Here is a 12,105-nt window from a genome sequence, read left to right as displayed (position 1 = left end):
GCATCATATGGATCTGCTGCGGAACCGCAAACGTGCTGCTCCTGGTGCAGACTAATTGAAATATTCAAGCGCACTGCGCTTCAGCTCATAGCGGGCGGTTCGTTCCTGATGGGTGGTGGGGACCGGAAGAAGCCAGCCTTTGTCAGACAGACTGTGTAACGTCCGGACTGCGGTTCTGTAATCAACAGAGAAATGCTCCTTCACATCCTGTGGGCGAATGGGCCGGGCCAGATGGATGATCAGCCGGATCACCTCCTGCTCCATTAACTGCACACGTGAGACTGGCGCTTCGGCGGGCTGGTATCTGCCCAGCAATAGCCGGAGTAAAGTCATGCATAGCTCAGGCCTCTGCTCGACATCATCATACGCGAACGAAACTACATGATAACCCATAGCGTACAGGAACGTTTCGCGGTTTAGCTCGCCGCAGTATTTGGTCCGGTCCATATCGCGTACATGCGAGGCATAGCCTTTGATCTCGATCAGCAGCTTCACGTACCCCGGTAACCAGGCGAAGTCTGCAAAATAGGATCTTCCCCGCCAGTCCATCACCTCATATTCCGGATGAAGATTGTCAAACTGGCCCCGCAGAGGCCACCAGATGTTCTTCAGGAACAGAATCTCAGCATGGCGATGCCCCCGTTCCAATCTTGCCCGGCGTTCTCCCTCAGCTCTGCTGCCCAGATGCCCGTTAATAAATTGCAGATGTGCTTCTTCAAATGTCATCATTCTCAAGCCTCCCCGGAAAATAGAAAACGCCCCGGCACCCTCGCTTGAGGGCAACCGGGACGTTCTTCGTCTCGTTGTTATTAAGTATAGGTTAAAAGCTTAATTATGGCTACAAAGGGAGCGGGTAAAGTTTTATTTCACGCCGACCCTCATCCGGTAGCTTATCGGCACCTGCAGTGTACGGCCCTGGAAGAACTCCTCTACCTCTAAGGAGAACTCAGCAATGTCCTGCTCCAGAGAGGCGGGGCTGAGCTTCAAAAGGGATTGGATTCCGCCCTGGCTGAGGGCCAGTCCGATATAGCGCTGTGCATCACATGATTCGGTGTTATGAAAAACAACCTCTCTGGCAAAGCTAAATAATCCGCTGGCTTTGATCCGGCCCAGATGTCCTTCTTTGTCCCATTTCCTGGCCTGATCGGCACCGGGCTGAAGCTCCGCAAGCAGGGCATCCGAAGTTGCGATCAGCCGGTTGTAACGGGCTTCGATGGCAGGCCACAGCACCAGCGGCCAGTCACAGTCATAGGCGGCGAATACTCCGCCGGGCCGCAGGCAGCGCGAGATCTCCTGAAGGGTGCTGCCCGGGTCCATCCAGTGGAACGACTGCGAGCAGGTGATGATGTCCACACTCTCTGTCTCGAAGGGAAGCTGGTTGGAGTACCCCTGCACAAAAGACACAACCTCCGCTCCGGCATCCAAAAGGCGCAGCTTTTCCTGGGCCTTGCTAAGCATATCCAGATTAGGCTCTACTCCGGTTACCGCTTCAGCGGCGCCCTTCCACAGGAAGGTGGACAGGCCGGTGCCGCAGCCAATATCAGCGACCAGGGAGGGGCGGCGGCCCAGGTAATTACTCAGCAGTTCAATTACCAGCGGCGGGGCTTCGGGCCGGTAACGGTCATATTCGTCCTGGTATCCCAGGAACCGGTCAATGTTCGCTTTGCTGTTGCCTGAAGGAATCATAAGAACGGCCTCCTTAAGAAAGGATGATTTTCTTGCTTGTAGGCATGAGCCTGAAAGAAGGTCCGCAGCCGGTTCGCTTACCAGCGCAGAAGCGATGGTAAGCGAACCGGGTTGTTAAGGGACGGCGGCCTCCTGCTAGCGCAGAAGTGACGGATCAATAGCAGGAACGAGACCCTCCGCAGCGGCGCGGGTCAGCAGGGCAGAGATTGCCGCGTAGCCGTCCTCGCCCAGATTCATTGTGAATTCGTTGACGTAGAGGTCAATATGCGATTTTGCCACTTCTGGTGAGAGCTCCTGGGCATGGCTCAGTACATATTCCTGGCAGTCCAGGGGATGGTCCCAGGCATACTGAAGGGAGCTGCGCACGTAGCCGGTAATGGCCTCATGGTCCAGATCACGGCGGGCAATAATCGCACCCAGCGGAATCGGCAGGCCGGTGTCGCTCTCCCACCAGCTTCCGAGGTCGGTCAGCAAATTGAGGTTGTAGGACGGATAAGTGAAGCGGGCTTCATGGATGACGAGTCCGGCATCAATCTCCCCCTTCTGCACGGCAGGCATGATCTCATCGAAAGGCATAACGACGATCTCAGCCGGACCGTCCGGCACCTGCTGCGCTGCCCACAGCCGGAAGAGCAGGTAAGCGGTGGAACGTTCGCTCGGCACGGCAATCCGGCGGCCGGACAACTCACGCGGATGTTTGATGGCGCCTGCGCCTTTGCGTGTCAGCACTAGCGGACCGCAGCCCCTGCCCAATGCACCGCCGCAAGGCAGCAGCTTGTACTTGTCCAGTACCCAGGGAAGGGCGGCGTAGGAAATCTTGAGCACTTCAGGCCCGGTACCGTCTGCTGCAAGTCCGTTAGTGATATCAATATCGGCAAAAGTCACATCCAGCTTGGGTGCGCCGGGAATCAGGCCGTGCGCCCAGGCATGAAAGACAAAGGTATCATTGGGACAAGGGGAATAGGCAATGTGAAGCTCGGTGGTCATTACAACACCTCCAGTAAAATAGCCGCAGCCGCCGTGAGGGCGTCCAGGGCTTCATTGATCTTCCAGGCGGCCCGGTCACGCGGGCCGACCGCGTTCGAGATCGCGCGCAGCTCCAGCGCCGCGATCCCCAGGGAATGGGCGGCCACGGCAACCCCGTGGCCTTCCATCGCTTCCGCCGCTGCCTCCGGATGGCGCGCGGCAAGGGCCGCGGCCGTCCCGGCGGTGCCGGTCGCGGTGGACACGGTAAGCACGGGGCCCGTGCTTACCGTGAGGCCGGCCGCTGCCAGCGCGGCCGCAAGGGCCTGGACCGTGCCGCCCGGCGCAGGCACGGACACGCTGCCGAAGCCAAGCTCGGCAGCGCTGCGGAAGCCCTCGGGCGTCTCTGCGCCGAGGGCCGCGTCCAGCATCTCGCTGGCGACGACCAGCGAGCCTACGGACGCCCGGCCCGGGAAGCCGCCGCCGATCCCGGCGCTGACGACGCAGCCGTAGGAGCCGGCTGCCAGAGCGGCGGCGGTGCCCGCCGCTGCCGCTGCGGGGCCGGCGCCCGCAGCGATGACGTCGAACCTGCTGCTGCCGCGCAGGCCGCGCAGGACCGCTTCGCGCTCGGCCGCGACTGCCGTCACGATCAGCACGCGCTGCGCCCGGGTCCCGTCCGCCGCTTCTGTGCCCGCGGCGCTCTGCGAATTCAACTCAACCTTCGCTTCCATAATCAGCCTCCTTTTGTAATCAGGCCTGCTTAAGGGGACAATTCCCCGGTATTTACTCACCTTTTGAAAGTCTACGCCGTTTTGGAGAACAGGTCAAATCTGCTGATGGGGAGCGGAGGGGAGTTGGAAATAATCCACTTGCTGATGAACAAATGAACCCTGCCAAGACAGCAATTGGATAAACAGCACTTAAATAAGCATAGTTCACTCAAAGCAGTGAATAAGGCTCCCAATAGTTGTAGATTATCCACCTGCTTCCGTAAAAGTCCCGGAAATCGGCAAATTAAGCTACGTTATTCCACTTGCTTGTGGCAAGGAGTGGGGTAGTCTTCGGCGTTCCCCTATTGTTTGCGGTATCTGCCAACCGGAGCTGTCCAGTGCATACGTTATTCCATTATATAAGAAATATATGAGGGTTAAGCTACGCTCCAGCCACTCTCTCGCAGGTTTATTAATTCAATCTCTATAAGACAGTTGACAGGACGCTCAGGATCATATATATTTATCTTAACTTAAAGATAATTAACTTAAAGACAAACGCAAAACTGACAGGAGGTGCATCCCATGAGCAGCAATAATGACACAACAACAGGCGCAGCAGCTGACCGTCAGACGGAGCAGGAGCAGGCGGCATCGCTGAAATTGTTCGTCGTTCTGTCCAAGGCTTACAAGAGCCTGATGGATCAGGCGGTGAAGGATATGAAGAGCCACGGACTGGCATCGGCCGAGTTCATGGTGCTGGAGGTCCTGTATCATAGAAACCGGATTCCGCTACAGCAGATTGGCGGGAAGATTCTGGTCACCAGCGGCAGCATCACTTACAATATCGACAAGCTGGAGAAGCGGGGACTGCTGAAGCGCGTTCCATGCGAGGACGACCGCCGCGTTACGTATGCCGAGATTACAGAGGCCGGGCGTGAGCTGTTCGATGATATTTTTCCGCAGCATGTCGATTCTATACACAATCTGATGGGCGGACTGGACAGCGAAGAGAAGGCGCAGGCGACACTGCTGCTGAAGAAGCTGGGCAAGGGCGTATAGGAGCGGCAGCAATCGCCAGAAGGCTTCCCGCCTGATAGTTTCCCGTATGACAAGCTCACTTCGGCAGCCTCAATAGTCACGCGAACAGCGGATTAGTTCATAGAACTCGGCCAGCGGCCGGAATTCCAAATATCTGCAATGACGACCTAAGTTCAAATCTTAAGTGTGTCTTATATAAATAGCCTTATATAAATAGCCATAGTTAGACCAAAATTTTTTTAATCAATATCTTAACGTTAAGATACTTAAAACCGAGAGAATGGAGCGTGTTTAAAATGGTTAGTGTAGGATTATTATTGATGAGATTGGTAATTGGTGTAGCGTTCATCGGGCATGGTGCACAGAAGCTGTTCGGCTGGTTCGGCGGCTACGGCCCCAAAGGAACAGGCGGCTGGATGGAGTCGATCGGCATTAAGCCCGGCGTACGGATGGCGGTGCTGGCAGGTCTGATGGAGCTGGTCGGAGGGCTGTTGTTCACACTTGGTCTGTTGACCCCGGTAGCTGCTGTGCTGATTGCCGCAACCATGCTTGGCGCGATTGTCAAAGTCCATGCTCCTAACGGATTCTGGTCTACGGCGAACGGGATTGAGTTTCCTTTGACGGTGCTGGTGGTTGCCGTAGGTGTAGCGCTGGCGGGTCCGGGTTCGATTTCACTTGATGCACTTTTCTTTAAATAATAGCCGGTACGCCAGGCAGCCTGCTCCACAGACAGCGGGCGGCTGCCCAGGGCGGACGTTAAGATAGCATTCTATTTTACAAAAAAACAGATGGTACAACACACCCAATTTCAGGAGGTAATTATTATGACTATGCAAACTGCAGGAATTCACCATATCACCGCTTTTGTAGGGGACGCTCAGCGCAACGCTGATTTCTATGCCGGAATTCTTGGACTGCGGCTGGTTAAAAAGACTATTAACTTCGATGCCCCGGAGGTCTATCACCTCTACTTCGGCAACGAGCAGGGCGCTCCGGGTACGATCATCACCTTCTTCCCTTGGGCCCATGGCCGCATAGGCAGAATCGGCGGCGGCCAGGTGGGAGTGACCACGTACGCGGTACCGGCAGGCTCCTTCGGATTCTGGGAGCAGCGGCTTGCCGCTTACCAGATTCCCGTGAACCGGGTAACCCGGATCGGCGAGTCGTATCTCTCCTTCGCGGATTTTGACGGACTGCGGATTGAGCTGGTGGAACGCGAAGATGGTGCACCCAGCACCTGGTCCTTCGGCGGAGTACCTGTAGAACATGCAGTCAAAGGCTTCGGAGGTGCCGTGCTCTACAGCACTGCCCCGGACCGGACAGCAGATACCCTCTCCCGTACCTTGGGAATGGAGCGTATCGCTGAAGGTGACGGCTACATCCGGTACAGAGCCTCCGGCGAGATCGGCAACATTATTGATCTGAAGGCTGCCCCGGTTCCGCAGGGAGGCGGAGGTACAGGAACGGTCCACCACATCGCCTGGCGCGCCGCAGATGATGCGGAGCACCTGGAATGGGGCCGCCGGGTACAGAGCCACGGCTACCAGCCGACTCCGGTGCAGGACCGCCAGTACTTCAATGCCATCTACTTCCGTGAAGAAGGCGGAATCCTGTTCGAGATTGCAACCGATCCTCCCGGCTTTGCCCGTGATGAGCCAGCGGATGCACTGGGGCAGAAGCTGATGCTTCCGGCGTGGTTTGAGCCGCAGCGTGCAGCGATTGAAGAGAATCTGAGTGTGTTTGAAATCCGTGAAATCGAGGTGAAGCAGGTATGAGTATGATTCATGTATTCGAGCAAGGTACGGACGTAACACAGCCTACACTGGTCTTGTTCCACGGCACAGGCGGCAATGAGCGTGATCTGCTGCCGCTGGCTGAGCTGCTGGCTCCCGGAGCCTCGGTGCTCGGTATCCGCGGCAACGTACTGGAGAATGGGATGCCGCGCTTCTTCCGGCGGCTGGCTGAGGGGATTTTCGATGAGGAGGACCTGATCTTCCGCACCCGTGAGGTGAAGCAGTTCCTGGAGGAAGCGGCAGCGAAGTATGGCTTCGATGCCGGTAATCTGGTAGCCGTCGGCTACTCCAACGGTGCGAACATCGCAGGCAGTCTGCTCTTCCATTACGGAGACATCTTCCGCGCAGCCGTGCTGCTGCATCCGATGGTTCCGCTGCGCGGCCTTGCCATACCTTCCTTGCAGGGGGTTCCGGTCTTCATCGGGGCAGGGACCAATGATCCGATCATCCGTTCCGAGGAGACCCGTGAGCTGGAGGCTCTTCTAAGCGGTGCAGGAGCGGAGGTTACCTCGCATTGGGGCAATCAGGGGCACCGCCTGAGCGCCGCCGAGGCTGAAGCGGCGAGAGCTTGGCTGGCCGGACTTACAGCTTCAGGAGAATGATATAACTATACAGGGAACCGCCTGCAGGGGCTGCTGATCAGAGAATGACCGGCCGGCCGCAGGCGGTTATTTGTGTACAGGGCAATCTGCAAGCGGCCATAAAAGCATTGAACAATCCGCTCGTAATCAGGTAGTATGAAGAATAAAAAACGGACCTGGGCAATAACGGAGTTGCTGTCTTTTAAAGAGGTGCCAAGAGAAAGGTGCATAACTACATATGATTAAGCATAACCCGATAACAAGCCTTGCAGAGGGCGGGCCGTCCCGGAGACAGCGGCTGCAGCTTGCGGTCATTCTGGGGGCGATCGCTACCATTGGTCCTCTGTCGATTGATATGTATCTGCCGGCCTTACCTGCGCTGGGTATCCATTTCGGTACCAGCCCGGCCATGATTCAGCTTACCCTGACCTTCTTCCTGCTGGGACTGGCTTCAGGCCAGCTCGTGGCCGGACCGCTCAGTGATGTGTACGGACGCCGCACCCCGCTCTTGATCGGGATGGTCATCTACGCGGTATCCTCGCTGCTGTGCGCGTTCAGCCCGTCGGTTGGACTGCTGATCCTGCTGCGCTTCATCCAGGGCTTGGCCGGATCTGTGGGCGTGGTTATCTCCCGGGCGGCGGTCCGCGATATGTACAGCGGCTCTGAATTAACGCGGTTCTTCTCACTGCTGATGATTGTCAACGGGCTGGGCCCGATCGCAGCTCCCGTCATCGGAGGGCAACTGCTGAGAGTGACGACCTGGCAGGGCGTGTTTGTGGTCTTGTTTGTATGCGGACTGCTCTTTGCGGCGGTCATTCTGCTGCGGCTGCCGGAGACTCTGCCCAAGGAACGGCGTATACAAAGCGGGCTGAAGGGAACCCTGCTTACCTTCCGCATCCTGCTCGGCAATGCCAGGTTCATGGGCTATGCCCTCTCCCAGGGATTTGTTACCGCAGGCATGTTCGCTTATATTTCGGGATCATCCTTTGTATTGCAGATGATTTACGGGGTATCCCCCCAGATGTACAGCCTGATCTTCGCTGTGAACGGCTTCGGCATTATTCTGACCGGGCAGATTGCCGGGCGGACGGCGGCAAGAGTGGGCGAGCGCAAGCTGCTCATCTGCGGCCTGCTGCTCAGTACCTCGGGCGGTGTTCTGCTGCTGACCCTTCTCGCCGGAGGCGGGCTGCTGCCGATTCTGGTCTGCTTGTTCGCCGTGGTCGCAAGTGTAGGACTGGTGAGTACAACCAGCTTCTCGCTCGCGATGCAGGATCAGGGAGAGACCGCAGGCAGCGCTTCTGCGCTTCTGGGTCTGCTCCCCCTGCTGCTGGGCAGCTGCGCGGCACCGCTCGTCGGACTTGGCGGCAGCGGCTCGGCTGTGCCGATGGCGCTGGTCATCGCAGGAGCAGGCCTCCTGTCTATTCTGTCCTATGTCCTGCTCTGCAGAAGGGAGGTCCGGTCATGAGCCGCAAGGACTTCTCTATTCTGCTGCTGCTTGCTTTTACCTGGGGAGCTTCGTTCCTGTTCATGCGGATCGCCTCTCCTGAACTGGGTCCGGTCTTCACGACAGAACTGCGTGTTACCCTTGCCGGAGCTGCTCTGCTGCTCTATGCCCTGCTCACCCGGCGCAAGCTGGGCATCCTGAAGCACTGGAGAGCGTTCCTGCTGCTGGGTGCGGTCAATGCGGCCCTTCCGTTCACCCTGATCTGTATGGCTGAGCTGCATCTCAGCGCTTCTCTGGCGGCGATTCTCAATGCGACGACCCCGATGTTCGCGGCACTGGCGGCCTGGGGCACCCGGCAGGAGAAGCCGGGCGCAGCCAAATCTGCCGGGCTGATTATGGGCCTTGCGGGTGTGGGCGTTCTGGTCGGCTGGAGCCCGCTTCCGCTCACAGGCACGGTTCTTGTGTCCGTAGGCTATTCGCTTGGCGCAGCGCTCTGCTATGCGCTGGGAGGTTTATACGCGTCACGGGTGGGGGCCGGGCTCTCTCCGCTGGCGCTGGCTGCCGGACAACAGCTCGGAGCAAGCGTAGTGCTGCTGCCGCTGGCGGTTATTTTTGCCCCGGATCATCTGCCTTCCGCCGCTGCTGTATACTCTGTGCTGGGCCTGTCGCTGATCTGTACCTCGGTGGCTTATCTGCTGTATTTCCGGCTGATTGCCAGTATCGGTCCGGTCAAGACCGTCAGCGTCACATTCCTCGTGCCTGTATTCGGCCTGCTCTGGGGTGTGATTTTCCTGCAGGAGCAGGTCTATGCCAACACGATAGCCGGGCTGGTCATCATTCTGCTGAGCGTCATGCTGGTGAATCGGAGGGTCCGTAAGCCGGAAGCGGCGGATATTCAGGAAGACTGAGTTTCGGGCGATAACCGGATAAGTACAGAGGCTTTTGCAGGGACTAAGCCTTCGCCCGCCGTCTAACTCTTGTGCACATGTGACCATTATACGGGTCTTCTACGGATGAGCTTGTTATAATAGGTCGCATGGAGAGCTGAATATTGCTCAGGCAACAAGAGTGTTCGGCAGTAAGGTCAGGTGAAGTTATGATGCATACGGTAATCAAAAAAAAATTGGAACGCTTCAGATTCGTGCGGCTGCTGATCTCCATCTACCGGATGAAGGCGGTACGGGCGCTTGTTCCGCTGCTGATCATCGGGCTGGTCTATCTGGAGGGGCAGCATGAGCTGAAGCAGATTCATTTGGGCAAAATTATCCATGATCTGAAATCCGTTCCCGTGTCTTCCATTCTGCTGATGCTGGGGATTTCGCTGCTGTCGGTGGCGGTCATGAGTACTTATGATTATCTAATCCGCAGGCATTTCCGTCTGCAGCTCGGCTGGTTTCGGACTTTCCGCTACGCCTGGATTGCCAATACGTTCAATAATATGATCGGATTCGCCGGTCTGGCCGGCGCGGGCCTTAGAACGCTGCTGTATAAAAGGAGCAATGTGCCTACGTCTGTGCTGGCACCGGCCATTGTGTTTCTGTCGCCGCTGATGATTACGGGGCTATCGCTGCTCGGCTGGGGTACGATTAGCGGACTTCTTCCGGCGGACAGGCTGATGCAGGCGCATCACTGGCTGGTATTTGCGGTCTGGGGAATAGCGCTGTATTTGCCGTTGTTTGTGCTGCTTCAGCGCTCCTCGCTCTTCGCCAAATGGATTAACCGGGGGGAGGGGAGAACCGCCTGGCTTACCGTGGGCGCTTCTGTGGGTGCTTCCCTTCTGGAGTGGGTGTTCGCCGGGCTGACCTTCTGGTTCATTGCCGGTGAGCTGCTCGGAAGTGTGCCGCCAGTTACAATCTTCAGTATATATGTGGTTGCCGCCATTGCGGGGATTCTAAGCATGGCTCCTGGCGGCATCGGCGCCTTCGACCTGATTGCGCTGCTTGGACTGACCCAGCTGGGGTTCAAAAGCGATCATGCGCTGGCCGTCCTGGTCATCTACAGATTATTCTATTACATTATCCCCTGGCTGATCGGACTGGTGCTGGCCGCGCTGGAGTTCGGTCTGCCGGGTAAAAAAGGCGCTGAACGCAGCGGAGACAAGGTTGAAGCGCCCCTGACGCTATGGCAGAAAATATGGGGCTCGCCCGGTCAATATACCTTCCTTGGTGACCTTGGTGTATGGGCGCTCGGCAAGCTGGTGCTGGCAAGCGGTCTGCTTCTGCTGCTGTCCGCTGCTACGCCTGAGCTGGTCTACCGGCTGAAGGTGACGGAGGAGCTGCTGTCGCTGCCTGTTATGCGGATCTCCCACCATCTGTCCGTGCTGATCGGCTTCATGCTGATCCTGCTGTCGCGGGGAATCTCCCTGCGTGTCCATCGGGCGTATATCTGGACAAGTCTGCTGCTGTGCGGCGGAGCGGTCTTTGCCGTGACGAAGGGATTCGATTATGAGGAGGCGCTGTTCCTGCTGCTGGTAGCGCTGATCCTCTGGATCTCCCGGACCCGGTTCTACCGGATCAGTGTGCCCCTGAGCAGCAAAAGCATCTTAGGGTGGCTGCTCCTGACTTCGGCTGTGGCGCTCGGCTATTATTGGCTGGGGAGCTATACCCATCACGGCTTCCTGAAGCATCTCCCGCCCGGAATCCGGCCGGAATGGCTGCGGCAGCATAGCAATGTGGCCGTTACAGCTATTGGCGGATTGATCTTCTCCTGGCTGCTGCTGATCCTGCTTGCGGCCCTCCGGCCGCAGCGCAAGGCAGATGCGCTTGCCGCGGATAAGGATATGTTGCGGCTGGAGCGTTTTCTGGCAGAGGGCTGGGGCAATGCCTTAAGCCATAAGCTGTTTCTTGGCGACAAAAGCTTCTTCTGGGCCCAGGAGGGCAGAGTGCTGTTCGCTTTTGCCAGAGTCCGGGATAAGCTGGTGGTGCTGGGCGACCCGCTGGGACCCATGAGCCTGCTGCGTAACGGGATCAGTGAGTTCAGGCAGGCTGCGGACTTGTACGGGCTATCGGTGGTGTTCTATCTGGCGACTCCGGCCTATCTCCCGGCGTATCAGAGCCAAGGCTACCGGTTCCTCAAACTGGGGGAAGAGGCTCTCGTGCCGCTGGCGGACTTCGATGCTGGCGGGCTCCGGAATGCCAGTCTGCGTAGTGTGAGAAGCCGGTTTGAACGTGAGGGTTATGTCTTTGAGATCACGGAAGCACTGCACTCTGCGGAGCTGCTGCGCGAGCTTCGCCTGCTGTCGGAGGAATGGCTGGCCGGGCGTATGGAGAAAGGCTATGCGCTGGGCTGGTTCAGCGAGCGGTATCTCCAGCAATCCCCGCTGGCGCTGCTGCGCGGACCGGGCGGCATTCTGCTGGCCTTCGCCTCCATAGCCCCGGGTTATGACAGGAAGAAGACGGTGTCTGTTGACCTGGTGCGCCATCGTAAGGATACGCCGGACGGGGCTATGGATTACCTGTTCCTGTGTCTGATGGAGTGGGCGAAATTGCGGGGCTACGGAAGCTTCAATCTCGGCTATGCCCCGCTGTTCAGTGCCTCCTGCCATTCCGGGGCGCTGCAGGAGGAGAAGCTGGCCCGCCTGGTCTTTGAACGCGGAGGCCACGGTTACGGCTTCACCGGTCTGCGGATGTACAAGGAGAAGTTCGGCCCGGCGTGGGAGCCGAGATACCTCTCCTACCCCGCATCTGTGACTATCCCGCTTCTGACGCTGGATCTGGTGAGGCTGGTCTCCCGCCATCCGGAGGAGCAGGAATAGGCGCTGGACGTTTCTGCGGAAATGGGAGATACTATTTTTACCAGTTGCCGGCCCCGGAAGGGGCGTCTGTAGATCCATATTATTTAGGAGGGCTCCTGTTTGTTGCGGAGTCCTCCTTTTTCACATGACAAGG

Annotated in this window: 11 protein-coding genes; 7 read left to right on the top strand and 4 right to left on the bottom strand. The window is 57.7% G+C overall.

Annotated elements, in window-relative coordinates; translation table 11 throughout:
• Positions 1–51: 51 nt before the first annotated feature.
• The 4 genes from KDC22_RS31405 to KDC22_RS31390 all read right to left on the bottom strand — a co-directional run bounded on the left by KDC22_RS31405 (position 52) and on the right by KDC22_RS31390 (position 3,380).
• Positions 52–729 carry a hypothetical protein gene (locus tag KDC22_RS31405; RefSeq protein WP_343221866.1) on the bottom strand — a complete coding sequence of 226 codons (678 nt, stop codon included), beginning with the start codon at positions 727–729 and terminating at the stop codon, positions 52–54.
• A gap of 132 nt (positions 730–861) precedes the next feature.
• Positions 862–1,686 (bottom strand): class I SAM-dependent methyltransferase, encoded by an 825-nt coding sequence (locus tag KDC22_RS31400; protein WP_211721455.1) that lies wholly within the window; start codon positions 1,684–1,686, stop codon positions 862–864.
• 135 nt (positions 1,687–1,821) lie between these two features.
• Positions 1,822–2,673, bottom strand: coding sequence for a 1,4-dihydroxy-6-naphtoate synthase (locus KDC22_RS31395; protein WP_173135875.1), 852 nt, complete (start codon positions 2,671–2,673; stop codon positions 1,822–1,824).
• Positions 2,673–3,380 carry a futalosine hydrolase gene (locus KDC22_RS31390; protein WP_246553146.1) on the bottom strand — a complete coding sequence of 236 codons (708 nt, stop codon included), beginning with the start codon at positions 3,378–3,380 and terminating at the stop codon, positions 2,673–2,675. Before KDC22_RS31390 ends, KDC22_RS31395 begins: the two co-directional genes overlap by 1 nt.
• 564 nt (positions 3,381–3,944) lie before the next feature.
• On the opposite strand from KDC22_RS31390, the gene KDC22_RS31385 reads away from it, so the two are divergent.
• From KDC22_RS31385 to mprF, 7 genes are all read left to right on the top strand, one after another.
• Positions 3,945–4,421, top strand: a complete 477-nt coding sequence (locus KDC22_RS31385; protein ID WP_211721454.1) for a MarR family winged helix-turn-helix transcriptional regulator — start codon at positions 3,945–3,947, stop codon at positions 4,419–4,421.
• Positions 4,422–4,696: 275 nt separating this feature from the next.
• Positions 4,697–5,098, top strand: a complete 402-nt coding sequence (locus KDC22_RS31380; RefSeq protein WP_039308226.1) for a DoxX family protein — start codon at positions 4,697–4,699, stop codon at positions 5,096–5,098.
• Positions 5,099–5,224: 126 nt separating this feature from the next.
• The gene (locus tag KDC22_RS31375) at positions 5,225–6,175 is read left to right on the top strand and encodes a ring-cleaving dioxygenase (RefSeq protein ID WP_211721453.1); all 951 of its coding nucleotides are present in this window, start codon (positions 5,225–5,227) and stop codon (positions 6,173–6,175) included.
• Positions 6,176–6,177: 2 nt separating this feature from the next.
• Positions 6,178–6,795 carry an alpha/beta hydrolase gene (locus KDC22_RS31370; RefSeq protein WP_173136350.1) on the top strand — a complete coding sequence of 206 codons (618 nt, stop codon included), beginning with the start codon at positions 6,178–6,180 and terminating at the stop codon, positions 6,793–6,795.
• A gap of 217 nt (positions 6,796–7,012) precedes the next feature.
• A complete protein-coding gene (locus KDC22_RS31365; RefSeq protein ID WP_211721452.1) occupies positions 7,013–8,239 on the top strand; it encodes a multidrug effflux MFS transporter in 1,227 nt (408 codons plus the stop codon).
• A complete protein-coding gene (locus tag KDC22_RS31360; protein WP_211721451.1) occupies positions 8,236–9,126 on the top strand; it encodes a DMT family transporter in 891 nt (296 codons plus the stop codon). Before KDC22_RS31365 ends, KDC22_RS31360 begins: the two co-directional genes overlap by 4 nt.
• Positions 9,127–9,314: 188 nt before the next feature.
• Positions 9,315–11,972, top strand: a complete 2,658-nt coding sequence (gene mprF, locus KDC22_RS31355) for a bifunctional lysylphosphatidylglycerol flippase/synthetase MprF (protein ID WP_425516978.1) — start codon at positions 9,315–9,317, stop codon at positions 11,970–11,972.
• Positions 11,973–12,105 lie beyond the last annotated feature (133 nt).

This window comes from Paenibacillus tritici (genome assembly GCF_018207515.1).
GTDB classification, from domain to species: domain Bacteria; phylum Bacillota; class Bacilli; order Paenibacillales; family Paenibacillaceae; genus Paenibacillus_AQ; species Paenibacillus_AQ tritici.
This window is presented reverse-complemented; position numbering and strand designations above follow the sequence as displayed.

Bases quoted from the DNA above. Each gene is read 5' to 3' on its own strand.
- mprF (WP_425516978.1), top strand. From the start codon at position 9,315: ATGATGCATACGGTAATCAAAAAAAAATTGGAACGCTTCAGATTCGTG.
- KDC22_RS31395 (WP_173135875.1), bottom strand. From the start codon at position 2,673: ATGACCACCGAGCTTCACATTGCCTATTCCCCTTGTCCCAATGATACC.
- KDC22_RS31385 (WP_211721454.1), top strand. From the start codon at position 3,945: ATGAGCAGCAATAATGACACAACAACAGGCGCAGCAGCTGACCGTCAG.
- KDC22_RS31405 (WP_343221866.1), bottom strand. From the start codon at position 729: ATGATGACATTTGAAGAAGCACATCTGCAATTTATTAACGGGCATCTG.
- KDC22_RS31390 (WP_246553146.1), bottom strand. From the start codon at position 3,380: ATGGAAGCGAAGGTTGAGTTGAATTCGCAGAGCGCCGCGGGCACAGAA.
- KDC22_RS31365 (WP_211721452.1), top strand. From the start codon at position 7,013: ATGATTAAGCATAACCCGATAACAAGCCTTGCAGAGGGCGGGCCGTCC.
- KDC22_RS31400 (WP_211721455.1), bottom strand. From the start codon at position 1,686: ATGATTCCTTCAGGCAACAGCAAAGCGAACATTGACCGGTTCCTGGGA.
- KDC22_RS31360 (WP_211721451.1), top strand. From the start codon at position 8,236: ATGAGCCGCAAGGACTTCTCTATTCTGCTGCTGCTTGCTTTTACCTGG.
- KDC22_RS31370 (WP_173136350.1), top strand. From the start codon at position 6,178: ATGATTCATGTATTCGAGCAAGGTACGGACGTAACACAGCCTACACTG.
- KDC22_RS31380 (WP_039308226.1), top strand. From the start codon at position 4,697: ATGGTTAGTGTAGGATTATTATTGATGAGATTGGTAATTGGTGTAGCG.
- KDC22_RS31375 (WP_211721453.1), top strand. From the start codon at position 5,225: ATGACTATGCAAACTGCAGGAATTCACCATATCACCGCTTTTGTAGGG.